Below are 21,674 nucleotides of genomic sequence, written 5' to 3'. Positions count from 1 at the left end.
CGGCGAGAGGTTCAGAGCAATATGGCCCCGTCGGGGCCATATCTTTATCTGCCACAGGCAAGTTCCGGTTTACCCCGCCAGGGCAATGCGCTGCTGGCGGCGCGCTTCCACCCCTTCGGCAAGGGTATCGAGCACTACCCGCGTCTGCTCCCAGCTGATGCAGCCATCGGTGATCGACTGGCCGTAGCGCAGCGGTTTGCTGCCGATATCCTGACGCCCTTCGCAGATAAAACTTTCCACCATGATGGCGGCGATGGCGTGGCTACCAGCACCCAGCTGGTCGGCAATGTCACGGGCAACCAGCAGCTGGCGGGCATGCTGCTTCTGGCTGTTGCCGTGGCTGCAATCGATCATCAGCCGGAGTGACAGATGATGCTGGCGAAGCAAGTCGCCAGCCTCTGCCACATGACTGCTCTGATAGTTTGGCTGGCGGCCACCGCGCAGGATCAGGTGGCAGTCGGGGTTGCCATGGCTGCGCACCAGTGCCAGCTGGCCATCACCGGAAGGCTGGGTATAGAGGTGGGCCGCCCGGCTGGCGAGGATCGCCTCGACCGCGATCCGGATATTGCCGTCGGTGCCGTTTTTAAAACCGATGGGGCAGGGGAGGGCGGAGGCCAGTTGGCGGTGGAGCTGGGATTCGGTGGTGCGAGCGCCAATGGCACCCCAGCTGATGAGATCCCCCAGATAAAGCATGCTGGTGAGATCGAGAAATTCGGTGGCACAGGCGAGCCCTTCCTGTCCAAGGGCCAGAAGTAACTCGCGGGCCTGGGTTAGTCCCTTTTCCAGTTGATCGCTGCCATCAAGGTCGGGATCGAAGATAAATCCTTTCCAGCCGAGGGTCGTGCGCGGTTTTTCGAAATAGGTGCGCATCACCAGTTGCAGTTGCTCCCCGTATTGGCCCTGCAGTTCAGCGAGCCGGCCACCATAGTCGCGGGCGGCAGCCGGATCGTGAATGGAGCAGGGGCCGATCACCAGCAGCAGGCGATCATCCTCTCCCTGCAGAATATGGCGGGCTTGCTGGCGGCTGTGTGCGATTTGGCGAGCGAGCCGTGCCGGACAGGGTCTGGCCTTTAACATCTCGTCAGGGGTGGGCAGGGTGGCAAGGGGTGAAGCATTCAGAAGTGAGGTGAACATGAGCGATCCTGATGACAAATGGAAATCTGCATGCTCTTTGCTGTCCAGTGGGGATCTTCCCCTTATTCTCTTGGTTAACAGAGCGCGGGCATGGGCCCGCGCTCTGTTATATCGGCCTTGGCTACCTTAGAAGCGGGCTGAGCCGCTGAGGTAGTAGCTGCGACCCGGTTCGACGTTCTGGAAGACGGTGTCTTTCTCTTGCAGGCGCACGTCGGTCAGGTTGTTGATCCCCAGTCGCAGGTCAAAGTTCTCGGTGACCTTGAAGCCGGTGCCGAGATCGAAGGTCTGATAGCTGGGCAGCTTGTGCAGTACGACAACCTTGTTGACGGTCTGCTCGGCAAACTGGGTGCCGGTGTAGGTGGTGCCGACAAAGGCATTGACCCGTTCGGTGGCCTGCCAGGTGATCTTGGCGTTGGCCTTGTGCTCCGGCCGCTCGGGCAGAGCCTGACCCTGATCGCCTTCCGCCTTGAGGTAGGTGTAGTTGGCGCCAAGGTTGATATCGTCGGTCAGATCGAGCTTGCCGGTCAGCTCCAGCCCCTTGGTGGTGGCCTTCTCCAGGTTGTACCAGGTGCGGTCAGTGGAGTTCGGCAACTGCTTGAAGGTGAGCATGTCGTCGATGTCGGAGTAAAACAGGGTAGCGCTGGTTTCCCAGATCCCTTCTCCTGCGATGACACCCAGCTCGTAGTTAGTGCTGGTTTCCGGCTTGACCTTGTCGCTGCCATAGATGCGGCAGCTGCCGCCGCAGCTCTCGATGCTGTAACCGTTGGAGTACTGGTGTGGTGCCGGTGCCTTGAAGGCTTGGCTGACACCGCCTTTCACTGTCACCACATCGTTCATCTCATAGACCAGATAGCCGCGCGGGGTGAAGTGGCTGCCGTAGATTTCGTGGTGATCGTAACGGCCGCCCAGCGTGAAGGTCAGGCTGTCGGTCAGGCCGATCTCGTCCTGAGCGAACAGCGCCTCCTGGGAGTGACTCTCTTTGCCGCCGATATCCTTGTAGCTCACCGCATCCACCAGCTCCCGATCCAGATATTCACCACCCAGGGTCAGGTAGTGGTTGGCCAGCGCCAGGTTGGTGTAGCCCTTGAGGGTCAGGGTGTTCTCTTCCAGTTCGCGCTGCTGCGGGGCCGAGTAGCTGGTATTGAAATCATCGATCTGGGAGCTTTCATAGTTGGCCATGACGGTGGTGTCACCCCAACTCCAGTTCCCCTTGTGGGTCAGGCCAAACAGGTTGCGATCGTTCTGCTGCTGGCGGCTGTGCACCTTGTTGCCTGTTTTACGGAAGATATCGAGAGGCCGCTCATCCTGGTTGTAGAGATAGTCAAACTCGAAGCGCTGCTGCTCATCCACCAGCCAGCTCAGGGTGGAGGCAAAGTTGCGGGTCTGCTTGGCTTCGATAAGGGGGATACCGTCAGCAGCTTCGGTGGGGATCCAGGCTTGACGGTCATATACCTCGCCGTTCATCCGGATCAGCAGGTTGTCGGTCAGCGGGCCGGTAAAGCCCAGGTTGGTTCTGTGCTGATCGCCGCCATCCTTGCCCTCGATGGCTTTGAAGTCGGCATCGGCCGCCCCTTGCCAGGTTGTGCCTGGCTGCTTGGTGATGATGTTGATGACACCACCGATGGCATCGGAGCCGTAAAGTGCCGACATGGGGCCACGGATCACCTCGACCCGCTGGATCATGCCAAGGGGAACCGGAGTGTTGTCGAAGTTGCCGCCGCGCCACAGAGCATTGGAGGAGGAGAGGCGTTTGCCATCCACAAGCACTAGCGTGTACTTGCCGGACATGCCGCGAATGCCGATATCGCTGCGGCCATTGGTGTCAGCTTCAGCCTGAATGCCCACTTCGTGGCGCAGCAGGTCGGCAAGATCATTGACGGGCGCGGCGGCGATCTGTTCTGCGGTGATGACAGAGATAGAGGCCGGTGCCGAGCGGGTATTGTGCGCCGTGGTGGTGACGGTAATCACCTCATCGGCTTGAGGGGCGTTGCTGGCGGCGATCGCTTGCTGGGTCAGCAGGGTGACGATGGTAGTGGCCAGCAGGCTGGGAGCAATAAAACGGGAGGTTGAGGATTTCATTATTTACATCTTCCATAATATACAAATGATAAGCGTTATCATTATCAAATTGAATTTGCTCCGATCGCAACTCTTTTTTATCGGCGAAGTTCAGTTTCGTTCGTCACCCTCTTTTGACTAAAAAGAAGTTAATGAAATTGATTCTCATTTGTGTTGATCGTTTTTTCGCTCCTTGTTAGGATGCCGTTCACCCTGATATCTGGTGAGTCAAATGACTCACCTCAAGTCGTGTCAGGCAGTGATTCATTCCAAGGAGTAGCACCGTCATGTGTGACCATGCACTGGAAGGAGAGTGGCCCGCAGCAACTGCCGGGCTGGATAAAGCGTGCTGTTTTGCCAGCGGTGACAGGGTTCTGGTTGCTTCCGGTATTCACGACAGTTTTACCGGCATCCCGCCGGAGAAGCTCCTCGCCCATCTGCGTCAGTTGCGCCAGCAGGGGATGGTCAATCCCATCGCCATCGGCGCCATTCCGTTTGATACCCAATCCCCCTGGCATCTGGTGATCCCGGCGCAATCACAGTGGGTCAAACGGGATGCGTTGTTACCCGCCCGCTGTTGCCAGCTCCATGGCGAGGTGAGTGAAGTGACCGGCTCAGCCCACTATCAGGGGGCGGTGCGGGCAGCGTTGCAGCAGTTTAGCGAGGGGCAGCTCGAGAAGGTGGTGTTGTCGCGAGCCATCGATGTGCAGAGCGCAGAGCAGACCTCCCCCGCACACGCCTATGGCTCTCTGCTGGCCCAGAATCCGGGGGCCTATGTGTTCCAGATCCCGCTGCCGGATGGGGAGACCCTGCTTGGCGCCAGCCCCGAGCTGCTGGTATCGCGCAGCGAGATGGCGGTGGTGAGCAATCCGCTGGCGGGCTCCCGTCCGCGCCACGCGTTTTCCGATCAACAGGCGGCCAGTGCCGAACTGCTGGGTGCCCGGAAGGATCGCTATGAACATGCGCTGGTGGCCGATGCAGTCGCTGCGGCCCTCGCTCCCTTGTGTCGCGAGCTGGACGTCCCCCCAGAGCCGCAGGTGATCGCCACTCCTACCATGTGGCACCTCTCGACCCGCATCGCCGGGCGGCTCCATGAACCCTCTCCCGTGCTGGCACTGGCGTTGGCGCTACACCCGACACCGGCGGTATGCGGCACGCCGCTCTCGGCTGCGCGTCAGGCCATCTCCCGGCTTGAGGGGTACGATCGCCGCTTCTACTGCGGCGCAGTCGGCTGGATGGATGCCGATGGCAATGGCGAGTGGGTAGTCACCATTCGCTGTGGCGTGCTGGCTGGCAGGCAACTGCGGCTCTATGCCGGCGCCGGGGTGGTGGTGGGCTCTTCGCCCGAAGCTGAGTGGCAGGAGACCGCCGCCAAGCTTGGCACCATGCTGCGGGCGTTTGGCCTCGAGAGCTGGGAGCCGGAGGTAACCGCATGAAGCCGTTGGTGCCCTTTACCCCCTGGCCCGCCGAGCTGGCAGCCCACTACCGGGCACAAGGGTGGTGGCGCGGACAACCGCTCACCGCCCTGCTCGATGACTCCGCCGCACGTTATCCCGAGCGCACGGCCCTGATCTGCGGCGAGCGAACCCTCAGTTATGGCCAGTTAAAGCGTGAGGTCGATGCTCTGGCGGCGCGGCTGGCCGCGCGCGGGCTGGGCCATGGCGATACCGCGCTGGTGCAGTTGCCCAACTGCGCCGAGTTCTATATCTGCTGGTTTGCCCTGATCCGCTGCGGCGTGGTGGCGGTGCATGCCCTCTACAGCCATCAGCGGCGCGAGCTGGTGGCCTTTGCCCGCCAGATTGAGCCCGCCTTGCTGGTTCTCAGCCCCTCCCATCCCGGCTTTGCCGGTGAAGCGGGGAGCTTGGCAGCCCTTGATGAGCTGGTATCGCCTTCCTGCCAGACACTGCTGTTCGAGCAGGCAGAAGGCTCCGATCTTCAGTCTGGATTTGCATGGCATCAGCCTGACCCCATAGCCCGTGCTGATGGTTCGCCGCCGGCGGCCACTGCACCAACCCCTACACCGACTCCAGCCGATCAGGTCGCCTTTTTCCAGCTCTCCGGCGGCAGCACCGGCACCCCCAAACTGATCCCCCGTACCCACGATGACTATGGCTACAGCGTGCGCCAGAGCGTAGCGGTGTGCGGTTGGGATGAGCGGGTGATCTATCTATGCGCTCTGCCAGCGCCCCACAACTTTCCCCTGAGCTCCCCTGGGGCACTCGGGGTGTTTTATGCCGGCGGCTGCGTGGTGCTGGCAAAGGATCCCTCTGCAGCAACCTGTCTGCCGCTGGTGCAGCGCCATCAGGTCAACTGGGCAGCACTGGTGCCACCGGCTCTGGCGCTCTGGCTGGAGGCGGCCAGCCACTATCCGCAGACCTCTCTGGAGTGTGTGCAGGTGGGCGGTGCGCGCCTCAGCCCGGCTCATGCCGATGCGGTAGCGAGCCTCCTTGGTTGCCGCTTGCAGCAGGTGTTTGGCATGGCCGAGGGGCTGGTCAACTACACCCGCACCGAGGATGACCAGTGGCACATCGTCAATACCCAGGGTTGCCCGATGAGCCCGGGCGACGAGGTGGAGGTGCGAGGCTGCGACGGACGCCCCTTGCCCGATGGCGAGTGCGGCGAGCTCTGGACACGTGGCCCCTACACCTTTCGCGGCTACTTCAAGGCTGATGCCCACAATCAGCGGGCTTTTGACCGGGACGGTTTCTACTGTACCGGCGATCTGGTCTGCCGCTTGCCCAGTGGTCATCTGATAGTGGTGGGGCGCAACAAGGATCAGATCAACCGGGGTGGGGAAAAGATCGACGCCCTCGAGATTGAAGAGCTGTTGCTGACCCACCCGGAGGTGCGGCAGGCGGCGCTGGTCGCCATGCCTGACCCCATGCTCGGGGAGCGCAGCTGCGCCTTTTTGATGTGCCGCGAGCCCCTCAATCTGCCCCGCTTGCGCCGTTTCCTGCGCGAGCAGGGGGTAGCCGATTACAAACTGCCCGATCGCCTGGTGCTGGTGGAGCAACTGCCCCACACCCCGGTCGGCAAGATAGACAAACAGACGCTGCGCGAGCAGCTCGCCAAGGAGTGTGCATGACCATTCAATCCCTCGCCGCCTATCCGCTGCCCACCGCCGAGGAGCTGCCAACCGGGCGGGTGAACTGGCCCTTCGAACCGGGCCGCGCCGCCTTGCTGGTCCACGATATGCAGCACTATTTCGTCGATTTCTACGGGCCAGACAATCCGCTGATCAATCAGGTCATCGACCATATCGCGGCCCTGATCCGTCAGGCGCGAGCTCTTGGCATGCCGGTGGTCTATACCGCCCAGCCCGCCGAGCAGAGCCAGGCCGATCGGGCGCTGCTCAACGACATGTGGGGGCCGGGGTTGACCCGAGCGCCGGAGCGCCAACCCATCGTCCCGGCGCTGGCACCCGAGCCGCAGGATACGGTGCTGACCAAGTGGCGCTACAGCGCTTTTTGCCGCTCACAGCTGGCCGAGCTGATGGCCGGATGGGGGCGGGATCAGCTGGTGATCTGCGGCATCTACGGCCATATCGGGGTGATGCAGACGGCGGTCGATGCCTTTATGCGCGATATCCGCCCCTTCCTGGTGGCAGATGCCATCGCCGACTTCTCCCGCGAGGATCATCTGCTGGCGCTCTCCTACGTCAGCCGCAATGCAGGTCGGGTGATTACCGTGGCCGAGGTGATGGCGGCCAGCAAACGCCCCCTGACTCGCGAGTCGCTGCGTGCTCAGGTGTTGGCGCGGCTGCCCGCCGAGATGCAGCAGGAGCAGCCCACCGAGGATGATAACCTGCTCGATTACGGTCTCGACTCGCTGGCTGTGATGGGGCTGGTGGAAGAGTGGCGTCAGCAGGAGCTGGTGGTGGAGCTGGCCGAGCTGGCCCGCACGCCGACCCTGGCTCACTGGTGGGCGCTCCTCTCCCGTCAGCTGAATGTCTGTCAGCCCACTGTTAATCAGGCAACAGCTAATCAGGTCAACGAAGTGCACGTCAGCGAACCGGAGTGCACCCCATGAGCGAGTGGCAAGGCAGAACCGTCTGGGTGACCGGCGCGGCGCAGGGAATTGGCCATGCGGTGGCGGGCACCTTTGCCGAGGCAGGGGCCAGCGTGGTGGCGTTCGATCTGCAACTGGCCGAGGCACTGCCCGGCAACGTGAAGGGAGTGGTGATCGATGTCAGCGACAGCGAGGCCGTGACCCGCTGCTGCGAACAGCTGCAGGATGAGGGGCTGGGGCCCGATGTGCTGGTCAATGTCGCTGGCGTACTGGCGACCGGCAGGCTCGATGAGGTGGATGACGCCCTCTTGCAGCGCACCTTCGCCATCAACACTTTCGCCCCCTTCTACCTGATGCGGGCCCTGACCCCCTGGTTTCAGGGACGGCGCAGGGGCGCCATCGTCAATGTCTCCTCCAATGCCGGTCGAGTACCGCGAGTGGGGATGGGCATCTATGGCGCCTCCAAGGCGGCGCTGACCAGTCTCACCCAAACGGCGGGGTTGGAGCTTGCTCCCTACGGTGTGCGCTGCAATCTGGTGTCGCCGGGCTCGACCCGTACCCCGATGCTGTACGGCATGTGGCAGGAGGGGGAGGCGGAGCAGCAGGAAGGAGAGCTGCGCACCATCGCGGGCCTGCCCGGGCAGTTCAAGCTGGGGATCCCCCTTGGCAAACTTGGGACCCCCGACGAGGTGGCTGCCTGCGTGCTGTTTCTCGCCTCCGATGCCGCCAGCCATATCACCTTGCAGGATCTGGTGGTCGATGGCGGTGCCACCCTGGGGGTCTAGCCCGCGCGCTGCCGATCTGGCAGGCGTGACACTCTCTTTAATGGAGGAGGCCTGGCCTCCTCGCTTTTCAGCCATGCGGGCAGGGGCAAGTCGCTGCCCGCTCGATGTTTGCGCAAGGACATTCCCATGGAACAGACAATGGCGATGCGCGCCACCCACCAGCGTGGTGAGCACCCGCGCTGGCCGCTTACCACCGCTCAGGCGGGCATCTGGTTTGCCCAGCAAAAATACCCGCAGAGTCCCGCCTGCAATACCGGCGAGTACTGGCTGCTGGAGGGGGCGCTGGCTCCCCATCACTTCACCCGTGCGGTGCGCCAGACCATCGACGAGATCCCCGGTCTGCACTGCGCCTTTGTGGCCACTGCTGATGGCCCGCAAATGGTGGCCAATCCCGCCTGCTGGCAACTGACCGAGCGGGATCTGCGCAGCGAAGCCGACCCGCTCGCAGCCGCGCAGGCCGAGATGCGTGCGCAGCTGGCCGTCCCCTTCAATCTGGCCGGGGGGCCGCTGTTTGCCACCACCCTCTATCGCCTTGGTGAGGGGCGGTGGGCCTGGTTTATTGCCGTGCACCATATCGCCATCGACGGCTTTGGCCTGAGCCTGCTCTGCCAGCGGGTTGCGAGCTGGTATGAGGCGCTCTGCGCCGGTGAGCAGCCAGCCCCCTGCCGTTATGCGACTCAGCAGGAGTTGCTGGCCGAGGAGGCTGCCTATCAGGACTCAACGCGCGCCGCGCGGGATCGCGATTTCTTCGTGCAGCAGCTGGCCGGGGTGGAGAACCCGGCGTCGCTCTCCCGCCGTCCGGCGCAAGGGCCGGGCCCCACTTATCGTTTCGAACAGCGGCTGGCAGGCCGCCAGTGGCAGGTATTGGTGGCGCGGGCGAGTCGCTCGGCCTGTCACCCCTACAGCCTGCTGCTGGCGGCGGTGGCCAGTTATGTGCAGCGGATGAGCGGCGCCGGCGAGGTGGTGCTGGGTATTCCGTTGATGGGGCGGCTGGGCTCAGCGGCGGCCGATACCCCCTGCATGAAGGTCAATGTGGTGCCCCTGCGCATCGAGCTGAGCGGCACCAGCCGGGTAGAGGAGTTGCTGGCACAGGTCGAGCGGCAATTTGCCGCCCTGCGCCGTCATCAGGGCTGCCGTCAGGAGTGGTTGCAGCAGCGTCAGCCGGGCCAGCCGCTGTTTGGCCCTCAGGTCAATCTGATGCCCTTTGCCCGTACCCTCAGCTTTGGTGAAGGACACAACCAGGTTCGTGGCGAGGTGCAGGTGCTGGTAGCGGGGCCGGTGGAGGAGTGCGCCTTCTACTTTGCCGAGGAGGCTGGCGCCATCACCCTGACCCTCGAAGCACATCAGGGGCGCTTCAGCCAGCAGGAGTGCGAGCGTCATCTGGCCCGGCTGGTCGCCTATCTGGCGGCCTGGAGTGAGGCGGGTGACGAGGCCCTGGCGGTGCGTTTGCCGCTGCTGCTGCCCTGCGAGCAGGCTGAGCTGGCGCGCTGGAACCAGACCGACCATCCGCTGCCGACTACCACTCTGAGCGCACTGCTGGCCGAAGGGCTGGCGGCGGCAGATCAGAGCGCTATCGCGCTGGAGTGTGGCGCCGAGCGCTGGCGTGTGGCCGAGCTGCGCCAGCGTACCCGCCAGCTGGCATGCTATCTGGCGGGGAGGGGCGTGGGCCCCGGTTGTCGGGTAGCGGTGGTGATCCCGCGCGCTCCCGAGCTTATTCTCGCCCAGCAGGCCATCATGGCGGTGGGGGCCGTCTATGTACCCGTTGACCCGGACTACCCGGCGGAGCGGATCGGCTACATTCTCGCCAGCAGCGATCCCGCGCTGGTGTTGACCAGTCGTACGTTTCAGATGCCGCTCGATGTGGCCGTACCACTTGTCTGCCTCGATGCCCCCGGTGTGGCAGAGCAGCTGGCGACGATAGACGTGGCGGCGATAGCACCTTGTGAGCTGCCAGCTCCCGGGCCGGAAGATGCGGCCTATATCATCTACACATCCGGTTCGACCGGTCGGCCCAAAGGGGTGGTGGTGAGCCATCGCTCCATCGTCAACCGGCTGCTCTGGATGCAGCACATGTATCCCATCGGCCCGGCGGATCGGGTGCTGCAAAAGACCCCGGCCGGTTTCGATGTCTCCATCTGGGAGTTTTTTTGGCCCTTTATGACCGGTGCGCGACTGGTACTCGCCAAACCGGGTGGCCACAAGGACCCCGCCTACCTTGCCGAGCTGATTGAGCAGGCCGGGATCACCACCTTGCACTTTGTCCCCTCCATGCTGCAGATCTTCGTCGCACAAGCCGAGCCTGCACGTTGCAGGGCACTGCGGCAGGTCTTCTGCTCCGGCGAGGCGCTGCCCGCGGATCTGGTGCAGCGCTGGTATGGAACATTTTCAGCCCCCTTGCACAACCTTTATGGCCCGACCGAGGCGGCGGTGGATGTCACCTGGTATCCCTGCCGGGCAGACGAGGCGGTGACCAGCGTGCCCATCGGCTATCCGGTCTGGAATACCAGCATCCACATTCTCGACCCCTGGTTGCAGCCGGTGCCGCCCGGTGTGGCTGGCGAGCTCTGGATCGGCGGCGTACAGGTGGCGGAGGGCTACTTTGGCCAGCCCGAGCTCACCGCCGAGCGCTTTATTGCCAACCCCTTCGGGGCGGGACGGCTCTATCGCAGCGGCGATCTGGCCGCCTGGCGTGAGGATGGCGCCATCGAGTATCTGGGGCGCCTCGATTTTCAGGTGAAGATCCGTGGTCAACGCATCGAACTGGAGGAGATCGAGCAGGTGCTGCTGCGCCATCCCCGGGTGGCGCAGGCGGTGGTGCTGGCCCCCGAATTTGCCCCCGGCGATCGCCGTCTGGTGGCCTATGTGGTGGCCGCAGATAGCAGGGAGCTGACGCTGGCCGAGCTGGCACCCGCCCTTGGCGCTGCCTTGCCCGATTACATGGTGCCGGGGCTCCTGGTAAACCTGGCTGAGCTGCCGCTCACCCCCAATGGCAAGCTGGATCGTAAGGGGCTGCCACTGCCCGACATGGCGTCGGCGGTCGGTCAGTCACTGCCAAAAAACCTGCTGGAGGAGCGGCTCTGTCGCCTCTTCGCCGAAGTACTGGGGCTGGCGCGGGTCGGCGCCGACGATAACTTCTTTGCCCTCGGCGGCCACTCCCTGCTGGCGGCGCAGCTGGTGGTGCGCATTGAAGAGTCGACCGGACAGGCGCTCACTTTGGCCAGCCTGTTCGAAGCGCCGAGCCCTGCCCAGCTGGCGCGTCGTCTTGGCGGCGAGCGGGAGGCGATGCCCATGCTGTTGCCCCTGCGGGCGCATGGTGCGCAGTCTGGCACATCGTGCCCCACCCTCTTTTGCGTCCACCCCGCAGGGGGGCTCGGCTGGTGTTATGCGCCACTGGTGCCCCATCTGCCGACCGACATGGCGGTCTATGCCCTGCAGGCGCGGGCGCTTTGTCAGCCGGATGCGCCGCTGCCCGCCAGTTTCGACGAGCTGGCACTCGACTATGTGACCGAGCTGCGTCGTCAACAGAGCGAGGGGCCCTACTGGCTGCTCGGCTGGTCGCTCGGGGGCATGCTGGTGCACCGGATGGCCGCCATGCTGCAAGAGCAGGGACAGGAGGTGGCCATGGTGCTGCTGCTGGACGCCTACCCCTGCCAGCAGTGGCAGACCCAGCCGTTGCCCGACGAGCAGCGGATGCTTGATGCGCTGCTGCGGATGGGGGGCATTGCGGTTGCGGACGAGGCGCTCGACTCCCTTACTCGCGATGAGGTGGTGGCCCGACTGGGGGCAGAGGGGAGTGCGTTGGCCATGCTCGACGAGCAGGTGGTGAGCGCCATGATTGAGCTGGTGGGCCACAACAACAGGCTAATCCGTCAGCCGGTCGACTACTGCTACCACGGGGAGGTGATCTTTATCGAGGCGTCAGCCTCCCGCCAGCCCTGGCTGGATGGACGCGGTTGGGCGTTGCTGACAAAAGGGGACATCCGCTATGAGCGCTTCCCCTGTCTGCATCAGGAGATGGTGCATCCCGACTGGCTGGCGAAGATCGGCGCTTTTATTTGTGAACGGGTCGATGGGGTCGGGCAACAACCGCACATCCGGCAGGAGGGGGACGCATGACCCCTGTTGCCGCTATCAGGGAAGCTTTGTTGGCGGGCAAACTGGTGGGGCTGGGGGAGCCGCATTGGCATCCGGATTTTATCCGGCGCCAGCACGCCTGGCTGTGTGATCCGGCGCTCTGGGGAGTCATGACAGATCTGGTGCTGGAGTGCGGCAACCGCCGCCATCAAGGCTTGCTCGATGCCTGGCTGACGGGGCAGGAGAGCTGGCAGGGTGAGCCGCTGACGCTGGTACGACTCTATCCGGTCTGGCTCGACTCCTGCGCTTTTCCTGCCTGGATGGCCCCCGAGTTTCCGGCTCTCTTTTCCGCTCTGCGCCAGAGCAATCTGGTGCGCCCTGAACATATGCGGCTACGGGTGCATCTATGCGAGCCCTTATTCGAGTGGCAGGAGATGAGCCCGGAGCGATGGCAGCAGCACAACAGGGGGCGGGATCAGGCGCTGGCCGACTATCTTCTAACACTTCCCCAGCGCGGCTTGGTGGTGCTGGCGGGGGCGCGTCATCTGCTCAAAGCCGCAGGGGATCCCCATTTTGCGCAGCCGACGCTGGGCCAGTTGCTGGAGGCTGCACGGCCGGGCTGGCTGCATGTCCTTCACCCTAGGCCAATGGTTGATGGGAAGGTAGATGGGGAAGAGGAGCGGGTGTGCGAGCTGGCCGGGATCGCGACGGCCGACCTCTATCCTCACTGGCCGGCGCATCCGCCGCTGGAGACCCTCATCGATCGGTTGGTGCGCGTGGCTGACCGGGGACGGGAGATGCGAATTTGCCCCACCTTGCAGGCCGAGCCCTGGCGCAGCCGCTTGCTGAGTCGCGCTCACTTGCTGCCAGCTGGCATGGCCAGCCAGCTGCAACAGTGGCTGGCGTAACTGCTGGTTGGAGTAACGGCGGACCGAAGTAACAGCTAACTGAAGTAACTGCTGACTTGAGTAACTCAATGGGGGAGCAAGTCCCCCCCTTTTTCACATTTTGCATCCTGCATTCAGCGCTGCAAAGTTGCACCATTTACGGCATACCTTGCCACTCATCGCCGAAAATTCAGCTCCTTCGCTACTTTAAAGAAGTTTCTACTGGTCTTACCTGAGTAAATTCCTTTGCTTTTTATTTAACAAGGTATTTACATCTAGGTGTCACCAGCATCGGTGACGCTCTCAACGGCAAGGAGCCAGTTATGACCCATGTCGACATCCCTTTCCTTCGTTACCTCGATGCGGAAGGGTGCCCGGTCGCCACCTTACCGACCTGGCTGGACAAGGCGATACTGCACACCTTCTACCGCAATATGGTGATGGTGCGCAGCTATGACAAAAAAGCGATTGCGCTGCAACGAACCGGCAAACTCGGTACTTTTCCCTCCCATCTCGGCGCAGAAGCCGTGGGGATTGGCATTGGTCTGGCCATGCAGCCGCAGGATGTCTACGTCCCCTACTATCGGGACATGCCCACCCTCTATGTGCGGGGCGTACCGATGGAGAAAAACCTGCAATATTGGGGCGGTGACGAGCGGGGGAGTTATTTTCTCAAACCAGATGGGACTCCCTCTGAAGATCTCCCCATCTGCGTCCCCATCGCCACCCAGATCACCCACGCCTGCGGTATTGCCTCTGTCTTCAAACTGCGTAATCAACCGCGTGTCGCCGTAGTCACTATCGGCGATGGCGGCACCTCCAAGGGGGATTTTCTGGAGGGGCTCAACTGCGCCGGGGTCTGGCATCTGCCGATGGTCATCATCGTCAACAACAACCAGTGGGCCATCTCGGTGCCGCGCAAGCTGCAATCGAGCGCTCCTACGCTGGCCCAAAAGGGGATTGGTGCAGGGGTGCGCAGCCTGCAGGTGGATGGCAACGATGTGGTGGCGGTCTACGATGCCGCGCGCAATGCCGTCGAACGGGCCCGCAGCGGCAAGGGGCCGACCCTGATAGAAGCGGTCAGTTATCGCCTCGGCGATCACACCACGGCCGACGATGCCACTCGCTATCGCGATGGGGCCGAGGTCGAGGCCGCCTGGGCGAAAGAGCCGGTCAAGCGGCTGCGCCAGTTTATGCACAGCCAGGGCTGGTGGGATGAGGAGCAGGAGCAGAGCCTGCTGGCGGAGGCTACCCGGGAGGTCGAACAGGCGGTCGCCCGCTATGAGGCGATGGCGCCCCAGCCGCCGGAGGCGATGCTCGATTATCACTACGCCAGACTGCCCGCCGAACTCTTGCCCCAGCGCGAGCGAGTGATTGCCAAGGGGATGAAGCAGGAGGTTGGCCATGAGTGAGATCAGTTTGCTGGAAGCGGTCAACATGGCCCTTCACTACGAGATGGAGCACGACCCGGATGTGGTGGTACTGGGCGAGGATGTGGGGGTCAACGGCGGGGTGTTTCGCGCCACCGTAGGGCTGCGCGACAAGTTCGGTTTCAAGCGGGTGATCGACACGCCGCTGGCCGAGGGATTGATCGCCGGGGTGGCGGTCGGCATGGCGACCCAGGGGCTCAAGCCGGTGGCTGAGTTCCAGTTTCAAGGCTTCATCTTTCCCGGGATGGAGCAGATCATCTGTCAGGCGGCGCGGATGCGAAACCGCACCCGTGGCCGCCTCTCCTGTCCCCTCGTCTATCGCTCCCCGTATGGCGCGGGCATTCATTCGCCTGAACATCACAGCGAGAGTGTCGAGGCGCTGTTTGCTCATATTCCCGGTCTACGGGTAGTGATCCCCTCCAGCCCGAGGCGTGCTTATGGCCTGCTGCTCTCGGCCATCCGCGATCCGGATCCCGTGATGTTTTTCGAACCGGACCGCATCTATCGCTCGATGAAATCCGAGGTGGTGGATGACGGTGTCGGCCTGCCGCTGGATGTCTGCTTCACCCTGCGCCCGGGCCGGGATATCACGGTAGTGGCATGGGGCGCCTCTATTCAGGAGGTGATGCGGGCGGCGACGCTGCTGGCCGAGCAGGATATCCAGTGCGAGGTGCTGGATCTGGCCACCATCAAGCCGCTGGATATTGAGACCATTCTCACTTCGGTGCGCAAGACCGGCCGGTTGCTGGTGGTACACGAGGCGTGTGGCAGCTTCGGAGTCGGGGCCGAAATTGTGGCGCGGGTGACCGAGCAGGCACTCCCCAGCCTCAAGGCGCCGCCCAAGCGGCTGACCGGCGTGGATGCCGCCGTTCCCTACTATCGCAACGAAGCGTATTACCTCATCACCGAGCAGGATATCGCCGATGCCGCTCACCAGCTGATGGAGAACCAGTGGCTATGAAATTTTTCAAATTACCGGATCTGGGTGAAGGGTTGGCCGAAGCCGAGATCGTCGAGTGGAAGGTGAGCGCCGGTGATACCGTTACGGTCGATCAGGTGCTCTTGTCGGTGGAAACGGCCAAGGCGCTGGTGGATGTGCCTTCTCCGGTGGCCGGAGTGATCGCCCGTCTCTGCGGCGCCGAAGGGGATATCCTCCATATCGGTGCGCCGCTGGTGGAGTTCGAGGGAGGGGAGGATGATGGCACCGTGGTGGGCAAGGTGAGCGCCCATCAGCAACATATCGAGGATCACTTCGTGGTGGGGGCCATTGCCCCGGGGGGATCGCTGGTGCAAGCCATGCCTGCGGTGCGACTGTTGGCACAAAAACTGGGTCTGGATATCGACCGGATCAAGGGAAGTGGCAGCGGCGGCATGGTGACCGAGCTGGATGTGCAGCAGGCATTCGAGTCACAGCAGAGCAGTGGCAACGAATTCCTCAAAGGGTCGCGGAGGGCCATGGCCAAGGCGATGGAGCTCTCTCATCAGACTGTGGTGCCGGTCAGCATCACCGATGAGGTGGATTTGCGTCACTGGCGCCCTGATGAGGATGTGACGGTGCGCCTTATCAAGGCCATTGGCGTGGCGTGCCGCGCCGAGCCCTCGATGAATGCCTGGTTTGATGGCGACACCCTGTCACGGCGGCTGTTCAAAGAGGTCAATGTAGCCATCGCGGTGGATTCAAAGCATGGCCTTTATGTGCCGGTGATGGAGAACGTGGCCGAGCGGGAGGGGGCAGATATCCGGCAAGGGCTGGATCGGATGATCGCCGATGTGAAGGCGCGCGCCGTGCCGCGCGAGATGTTGCAGGGGGCGACCATTACGCTCACCAACTTCGGTGCCATCGCAGGCCGTTATGCCAGCCCCATCGTCACGCCGCCGCAGGTGGCCATCATAGGGGCAGGCAAACTGTTCGAAAAAGTGGTGTTCATCCATGGTGAAGCGCGTCCCGTCAGGGCATTGCCGCTGTCGATGACATTTGACCACAGAGCCTGTACTGGCGGGGAGGCGGCTCGTTTTCTCAGAGCGCTGGTCGAAGCGTTGGAAGCGGCCACCTTATAACGGTTTGTGCCCTGCCGTTGGCAGGGCACAAATTTGTTTGCGTAATCTACAAAGCCACGTATAATCCAAACCAGCTTGAAAGGGCGATAGTTATGTCAATGAATACGATGTTTCACATCTTGTCCTGTTGTTCATAAGTTAATCCCGTTTTTTGAGCTTTACCCGCTGAAAAGCATAAGTAATTATTTTGAATACAGGTTTAAAAGATATGTCTAACATGATCACCGGTACCGTTAAGTTTTTCAACGAAACCAAAGGTTTTGGCTTCATCCAGCAAGAAAACGGCCCGGACGTTTTCGTTCACTTCAGCGCCATTCAAGGTAACGGTTTCCGTACCCTGGCTGAAGGTCAGCGCGTACAGTTCTCTGTGACCCAAGGTCAGAAAGGCCCGCAGGCTGAGAACGTAACCGCTCTGTAATTCTTACAGAATTTAAGAAAGCCGTGGTACCTCTGGTGCCACGGCTTTTTGTTTATCTGGCTTCTGCTACTGACTCCCATGTGCTGAATCATGCTGCTATCGCTCCTGCTTGCTGCCACCTTGACTCCGACGTCCGATGCGCCGGTACCTGTGCAATCCGCGATGGAAGCACAGGTGAGCTGTCAGCAATTTGTCCAGGTCCGGATGGGCGCGGCGCTGCAACCCGATGAGGTGAATGCGCGACTGGTGCCTGAAAGGGAGGGGGAGTGGCTGGTGGATGGCAAAGTAAAAGGACCCGAAGGTCCTTTGCTGTTTGCCTGTCATCTTCACCAAGGGGAGCGCTGGGAGCTACTCAACTTTTCCCTCTGGTCACCATAGCCGGTCAAAGCGGTTTGAGTGCAACCAGCAGATGTTGCAGGTGTTCAACCATGGTCATGCCAAACGGGGTGAGATAGCCGCCATCTTCTGCGCTGATGAGCCCCTGTTGATGCAGACGGGCTGCCGCCTGGCACAACTCTTCAGACATATCGCTGCGTAATTTAATCCCCAGGCTCATGTTGGCCGGATCAAAGCATGCCAGTATTTTCAAATCGTTCACGAATTCGTTAGAAACCTGGTCGATCCCAATCATGGAGTTACTCCTTACGCTAAAGATGTATGCAAACTAGCATCCCCGGATCCACTTTAGTGGGCGCTGGCTCAAATTATTGATCTTTGGCTGGATGCTGCGTTTCAAATGCTGTTTATTTCGGCGTAATCAGATGGTTGGCTGACAGCTTCGCCAAGGGCCGAGCCGGACCAAACGTGGTAGGATAGGGCACTTCTTTATATCGGACGGTCTATTGGTGGCTGTTCGCCCTGTTCAAGGTATCGCTCATGGTCAAGATCACTCTGGTATCCCTGCTGCATTCACTTTGTGCCCGCTTTCCGGTTTACCCCGCTGCTTCGTTGACGTCCCTGTTGGATGCCCATCAGGGCGAGGTGTGGTTACCTGCACGCAAGGGGGCCGACATTGCGCTGTTACGCAAGCATGCCAAGGGGGCTCATGAGCTGGCGTCACTCGATGCGGGCTGGTGTGATTTTGCCGCCAGCGACAGCGGTGATACACCCGAGCTGGATGCACTGGCCAACTACGACAGCGAGATGATGGATAACCTGCTGATGTACTGGCACTGCGCCGCCAAGATCAACAGCCCGATCACCGATAACCTGTTCGAGTTGCGCCGCGAAGTGGTGGATGAAGCCCACGGGGTGAAACTTGCTGCCGCCTGGGAGCAACAGCAACAGCAGCGTTTTGAACAATTGATGACGATGGCGGCCAATGGCCGGGATCTGCTCTGCTTTGTCGAGGTGGAGTCCGCCTACTGGCTGCGGCAAAAGCTGAGCGAGCAGCCTGATGTAGAGCTGATCACCCCTGCGCTGTAAAAGGGGCAATATGATGGCTGGCGGTCTCGCTATCGAGGAGGCTGCTCTATCCTTATTTGCGTCATTGCCCTCCCCATCCGGTGCCAAGGGGCTGCAAGCTGGACAAGCTGACGACAAGATGTGAACATGGCGCCCTTTATCGAGAGAGAGACTTGGCCAATGAGCTATGAACTGAGCGACACCGAGCGCAATGCCGCGCTGCAACTGAACGCTGATTACCGTTACGATCACTTCATCAGCAAGCTGGTCGAGCATGAAGAGCTGTTCGTCCTGACTGACGAGCATGGCGTCATGATGCTGACCACCGACGATGAAGATTGCATCCCGGTATGGCCGCACCCGGAGTACGCCAAGGCGTGGGCCGAAGGCGAGTGGGCCGATTGCAAGCCGCAGTCCATCACCCTCAAGGTGTGGCTGGAGCGCTGGGTTGACGGTATGGAGCAGGATGAGCTGTGTGTTGCCGTGTTCCCGACCCCGGATCAGGAAGGCATCGTACTGGAGCCGGCCGACGTGGCTGACGCCATTGCCGAGAAGCAGGCCAAGCGCGGCTGATCACCGAGCTATTCGCAACACCGGTTGCCAACAAAGACCCCGCTATCTGGCGGGGTCTTTTGTTTTAAGGACTTTTGCCGATGGGCTGATGCAATCAGGGCTGGCGATAAGTGGTGTCGATGATAGGCTCGGCCGGGAAAGTCTTGCCACTCTTGATGGCTGCCCTGGTCTCGGATTTTAGCTCTTCATCGATCCATAGCAGACCGCCATAGCTGTAACCGCTGTTGTCGCCCCCAAGAGGCCAGTAAAGCTGCTCGCTCTTGGGTGTTGCAGGTACTTTTGGCAGTTTTATCCAGCGCCAGGCGCCTTCCCGGGTGTAGGGCACCTGATAGGCAGGGACGAAGCTTGCCAGCTCATAGAGCCGCTGCTGGATCTGCCGTGACAGGGCCGCCTTTTTGGCAAAGTCGAACTCCTTGTCATACTGCTCCACCAGAGCCGTGATGGCATCGTCATCGATGTTCATGATGTTGTTGGTCTGGGGCTTGTTGGCGTTGACCTTGTGGAAGAACTCCCAATAGGCGGGATAGCGGCTACCCGCCCAGGCCATCCAGGCGCTCTGGTGTTTTTTCTCCAGCATCGATTTGAAACCGGCCGAGGCATCCATCAGGTTGAGCTCCAGATTAAGCCCCGCCTTCTTGGCCTCTTCCCGCAACAGCGTGAGCCGCTGGGCGTGTTCCGCGGTGGTGTAGGTGATGGCGAGGGTCAGTGACTGCCCCTTGTCGTTTTGCAAAATCCCCTGCGGCCCCACTTTGTTAAAGCCTGCCTTGGCAAAGTATTCCCGTGCCAGTTTGGGATCGAACGGACGGGCCTTGATCTCGCTGTTGGTAAACTCACCCTGACCTGAGCCATAACTGTTGAGTCGCTGGTAATCCCCCCGCAGCAGGGTGGTGAGCATCTTGTCGAGGTTGAGGGCATGCTGGATCCCGAGCCGCACATCGATATTATTCAGCAGCGGATCGGCGGTGTTGAGATAGAGCCCCATTGGCGATTGCGGGGTCTGGTTGTAGAACCAGGTACGCGCGATATAACCCTTCTCGAACTCCGCGGTTTTGGTCTTGTCGTGCCACCAGTTGGGCATCACCAGCGGGAAGGTGTCGAGATCGCCGCGCAGGAAGTGCTGCCAGGCGATGTTCAGATCCCTGAGCACCTTGATCTCGATCCGCGCAGGATTGAAGCGATGCTGGAAGTAGCGCTCGTCATCCCCCCACCAGTTTTCAATCCGTTTGAAGGTGACCGATTTGCCCTTTTTCACCTGATCGATCTGATAAGGACCGGTGACTGGCAACACCTTCCAGTTGTACTCCTTGACCCAGTTGGCGGTGAGCTTGATGGCGTGGCTCGGCTCCGGGCTGATGGGCAGTGACTCGAGCAAATCCTGGCGGCTCTTTTCGGTACCGCTGGTGATGGCCAGGGTGTGATCATCAAACTTGGTGATATCGGCTATCTGGGTGCTGTAGTAGTTGTTGTACCAGGGGTCGTTGATCTCTTTGCTGCGCATCATCTTGAGGGTAAAGAGCCAGTCATCGGCGGTCACCGGTTGGCCGTCTGACCAGCGCGCTTTGGGATTGATGCGAAAATAGAGGGTCTTGTTGTCGGCGCCGAAGGCCCACTCGTTTGCCAGCATCGGCATGGGGTTGCCGGTGACGGGGTGGGTGCTCAGCAGTGGCAGGTTGCTCTCTCTCACGTAACCGGCAAAGCCGCCGTTGGAGTCGGGGCCATATTTGCGCAAGGTCAGGGGGAAGCTGGTCATAAAGGTGCGAAAGGTGCCGCCGCGCTTGGCGGCCGGATCGGCATAGAGAGGATCCTGGTTGTTGCTCTCCCACTTCAAGTCAGCGGGCAGCGTGGCACTCCAGCCAAACGGGCTCCAGCACAGGGTCAGGGTGATGGCGGTGGCGCGAATGATAGGGGGGAGTCGGCGCTCCCCGGCGGTGATGGTCGATGGCATGTCCTTGCTCTCCTGAAGTCTGCTTCCTGCAGATCACGCTCTGATGATGTCAGTCCCGATGGGGACTGGCTCATCATGAAAATTTTATCCTGTCAGGTCAATGAAATAGCGTGAATTAGCGGGCGGCCTAGGCCGCGACGCAGTGCAGGGTGATCCCCTTGGCCGCGATGGCGGCCCGCATGGGGGCGGGCAGGGCATCATCGGTAACCAGCACGTTGATCTGGCCCGGGGCGCCAAGCTGGCTCGGATGGATGGCGCCAAATTTGCTGCTGTCGGTGATCACCACATTGGTCATCCCCTTGGCCAGCACGCTGTTGACCACGTCGGCCCGCATCATGTCGCGGCCGGTGAAACCCATCTCGGGATGAAAGCCATCCACCCCGATAAAGGCCTTGGAGAAGTGCACCTGCTCGATGCAGAGGCGCGTGAGCGGCCCCACCACGCTCTCGCTCTGATGCTGGAACAGCCCGCCGAGAAGCACCACCTGAGCTGGGGTGTCTTTGAGCAGATGGGCGATATAGCTGCTGATGGTGATGATGGTGACCCGTTTGTGCAAGGCTAGATGGCGCGCCAGCATGGCGTTGGCGCTGCCCCCCTCGATAAAGACCGTCTCGCCATCTTCCACCAGCTGGGCGGCTCGCTCGGCGAGGCGCTCCTTGAGCAGGTAATTGATGTTCATCCGGGCATCCGGGTCATCGGTCTCCAGCGCCATGGCCGAGCCGTGTACCCGTCTGAGCAGTCCCTGTTTCTCCAGCGCGGTGAGGTCGTTGCGCACCGTCACCTCAGACACGCCTGTGTGCCGGGAGAGTTCACTCACGCTCATCTTGCGAGCCTGATGGACCAGAGTGAGGATCAGTTGGTGGCGTGGATTCATGGTGCGCTCACATAGAAGGTGTTGGA

18 protein-coding genes are annotated in these 21,674 nt (G+C 61.5%); 13 read left to right on the top strand and 5 right to left on the bottom strand.

Going from position 1 to position 21,674, the window contains the following annotated elements:
• Nucleotides 1-69: 69 nt before the first annotated feature.
• Nucleotides 70-1,134 (bottom strand): 3-deoxy-7-phosphoheptulonate synthase, encoded by a 1,065-nt coding sequence (locus AB5Z02_RS13735; protein ID WP_368216178.1) that lies wholly within the window; start codon nt 1,132-1,134, stop codon nt 70-72.
• A gap of 126 nt (nt 1,135-1,260) precedes the next feature.
• Nucleotides 1,261-3,213 (bottom strand): TonB-dependent receptor, encoded by a 1,953-nt coding sequence (locus tag AB5Z02_RS13730; RefSeq protein ID WP_368216177.1) that lies wholly within the window; start codon nt 3,211-3,213, stop codon nt 1,261-1,263.
• 266 nt (nt 3,214-3,479) lie between these two features.
• On the opposite strand from AB5Z02_RS13730, the gene AB5Z02_RS13725 reads away from it, so the two are divergent.
• From AB5Z02_RS13725 to AB5Z02_RS13675, 11 genes are all read left to right on the top strand, one after another.
• Complete coding sequence (locus tag AB5Z02_RS13725; protein WP_368216176.1) at nt 3,480-4,628, top strand: isochorismate synthase MenF; 1,149 nt, start codon at nt 3,480-3,482, stop codon at nt 4,626-4,628.
• Complete coding sequence (locus AB5Z02_RS13720) at nt 4,625-6,277, top strand: (2,3-dihydroxybenzoyl)adenylate synthase (protein WP_323892492.1); 1,653 nt, start codon at nt 4,625-4,627, stop codon at nt 6,275-6,277. Before AB5Z02_RS13725 ends, AB5Z02_RS13720 begins: the two co-directional genes overlap by 4 nt.
• The gene (locus AB5Z02_RS13715; protein ID WP_368216174.1) at nt 6,274-7,221 is read left to right on the top strand and encodes an isochorismatase family protein; all 948 of its coding nucleotides are present in this window, start codon (nt 6,274-6,276) and stop codon (nt 7,219-7,221) included. Before AB5Z02_RS13720 ends, AB5Z02_RS13715 begins: the two co-directional genes overlap by 4 nt.
• The gene (gene dhbA / locus AB5Z02_RS13710; RefSeq protein WP_368216173.1) at nt 7,218-7,985 is read left to right on the top strand and encodes a 2,3-dihydro-2,3-dihydroxybenzoate dehydrogenase; all 768 of its coding nucleotides are present in this window, start codon (nt 7,218-7,220) and stop codon (nt 7,983-7,985) included. The genes AB5Z02_RS13715 and dhbA overlap by 4 nt, the downstream gene beginning before the upstream one ends.
• Before the next feature lie 126 nt (nt 7,986-8,111).
• Nucleotides 8,112-12,101 (top strand): amino acid adenylation domain-containing protein, encoded by a 3,990-nt coding sequence (locus AB5Z02_RS13705; RefSeq protein WP_368216172.1) that lies wholly within the window; start codon nt 8,112-8,114, stop codon nt 12,099-12,101.
• The gene (locus AB5Z02_RS13700) at nt 12,098-12,967 is read left to right on the top strand and encodes a hypothetical protein (RefSeq protein WP_368216171.1); all 870 of its coding nucleotides are present in this window, start codon (nt 12,098-12,100) and stop codon (nt 12,965-12,967) included. Before AB5Z02_RS13705 ends, AB5Z02_RS13700 begins: the two co-directional genes overlap by 4 nt.
• Nucleotides 12,968-13,269: 302 nt before the next feature.
• A complete protein-coding gene (gene pdhA / locus AB5Z02_RS13695) occupies nt 13,270-14,358 on the top strand; it encodes a pyruvate dehydrogenase (acetyl-transferring) E1 component subunit alpha (protein WP_368216169.1) in 1,089 nt (362 codons plus the stop codon).
• Complete coding sequence (locus tag AB5Z02_RS13690) at nt 14,351-15,337, top strand: alpha-ketoacid dehydrogenase subunit beta (protein WP_368216168.1); 987 nt, start codon at nt 14,351-14,353, stop codon at nt 15,335-15,337. The genes pdhA and AB5Z02_RS13690 overlap by 8 nt, the downstream gene beginning before the upstream one ends.
• Entirely contained in the window at nt 15,334-16,434 is a 1,101-nt protein-coding gene (locus tag AB5Z02_RS13685) for a dihydrolipoamide acetyltransferase family protein (protein WP_139400654.1), read from the top strand. The genes AB5Z02_RS13690 and AB5Z02_RS13685 overlap by 4 nt, the downstream gene beginning before the upstream one ends.
• A gap of 208 nt (nt 16,435-16,642) precedes the next feature.
• Nucleotides 16,643-16,852, top strand: coding sequence for a cold-shock protein (locus tag AB5Z02_RS13680; RefSeq protein ID WP_005302803.1), 210 nt, complete (start codon nt 16,643-16,645; stop codon nt 16,850-16,852).
• A gap of 90 nt (nt 16,853-16,942) precedes the next feature.
• Entirely contained in the window at nt 16,943-17,230 is a 288-nt protein-coding gene (locus AB5Z02_RS13675) for a hypothetical protein (RefSeq protein ID WP_368216167.1), read from the top strand.
• A 4-nt stretch (nt 17,231-17,234) separates the two neighbouring features.
• On the opposite strand, the gene AB5Z02_RS13670 is transcribed toward AB5Z02_RS13675, so the two are convergent.
• Nucleotides 17,235-17,483, bottom strand: a complete 249-nt coding sequence (locus AB5Z02_RS13670) for a TIGR02647 family protein (protein ID WP_005334209.1) — start codon at nt 17,481-17,483, stop codon at nt 17,235-17,237.
• Between the two features lie 245 nt (nt 17,484-17,728).
• On the opposite strand from AB5Z02_RS13670, the gene AB5Z02_RS13665 reads away from it, so the two are divergent.
• Both AB5Z02_RS13665 and AB5Z02_RS13660 read left to right on the top strand, forming a co-directional pair.
• Nucleotides 17,729-18,277, top strand: coding sequence for a hypothetical protein (locus tag AB5Z02_RS13665; protein WP_368216166.1), 549 nt, complete (start codon nt 17,729-17,731; stop codon nt 18,275-18,277).
• A gap of 159 nt (nt 18,278-18,436) precedes the next feature.
• A complete protein-coding gene (locus AB5Z02_RS13660) occupies nt 18,437-18,829 on the top strand; it encodes a DUF2750 domain-containing protein (RefSeq protein WP_005334204.1) in 393 nt (130 codons plus the stop codon).
• Nucleotides 18,830-18,923: 94 nt separating this feature from the next.
• On the opposite strand, the gene AB5Z02_RS13655 is transcribed toward AB5Z02_RS13660, so the two are convergent.
• The gene (locus tag AB5Z02_RS13655; RefSeq protein WP_368216165.1) at nt 18,924-20,774 is read right to left on the bottom strand and encodes an extracellular solute-binding protein; all 1,851 of its coding nucleotides are present in this window, start codon (nt 20,772-20,774) and stop codon (nt 18,924-18,926) included.
• Nucleotides 20,775-20,901: 127 nt separating this feature from the next.
• On the bottom strand, nt 20,902-21,648 hold the full coding sequence (locus AB5Z02_RS13650; RefSeq protein ID WP_005350628.1) for a DNA-binding transcriptional regulator YciT: 747 nt from the start codon (nt 21,646-21,648) through the stop codon (nt 20,902-20,904).
• Nucleotides 21,649-21,674 lie beyond the last annotated feature (26 nt).

The organism is Aeromonas sp. R2-3 (assembly GCF_040908375.1).
GTDB classification, from domain to species: domain Bacteria; phylum Pseudomonadota; class Gammaproteobacteria; order Enterobacterales; family Aeromonadaceae; genus Aeromonas; species Aeromonas veronii.
Note: the sequence above shows the minus strand (reverse complement) of the source record. Positions and strands in the feature narration are given on the sequence as shown.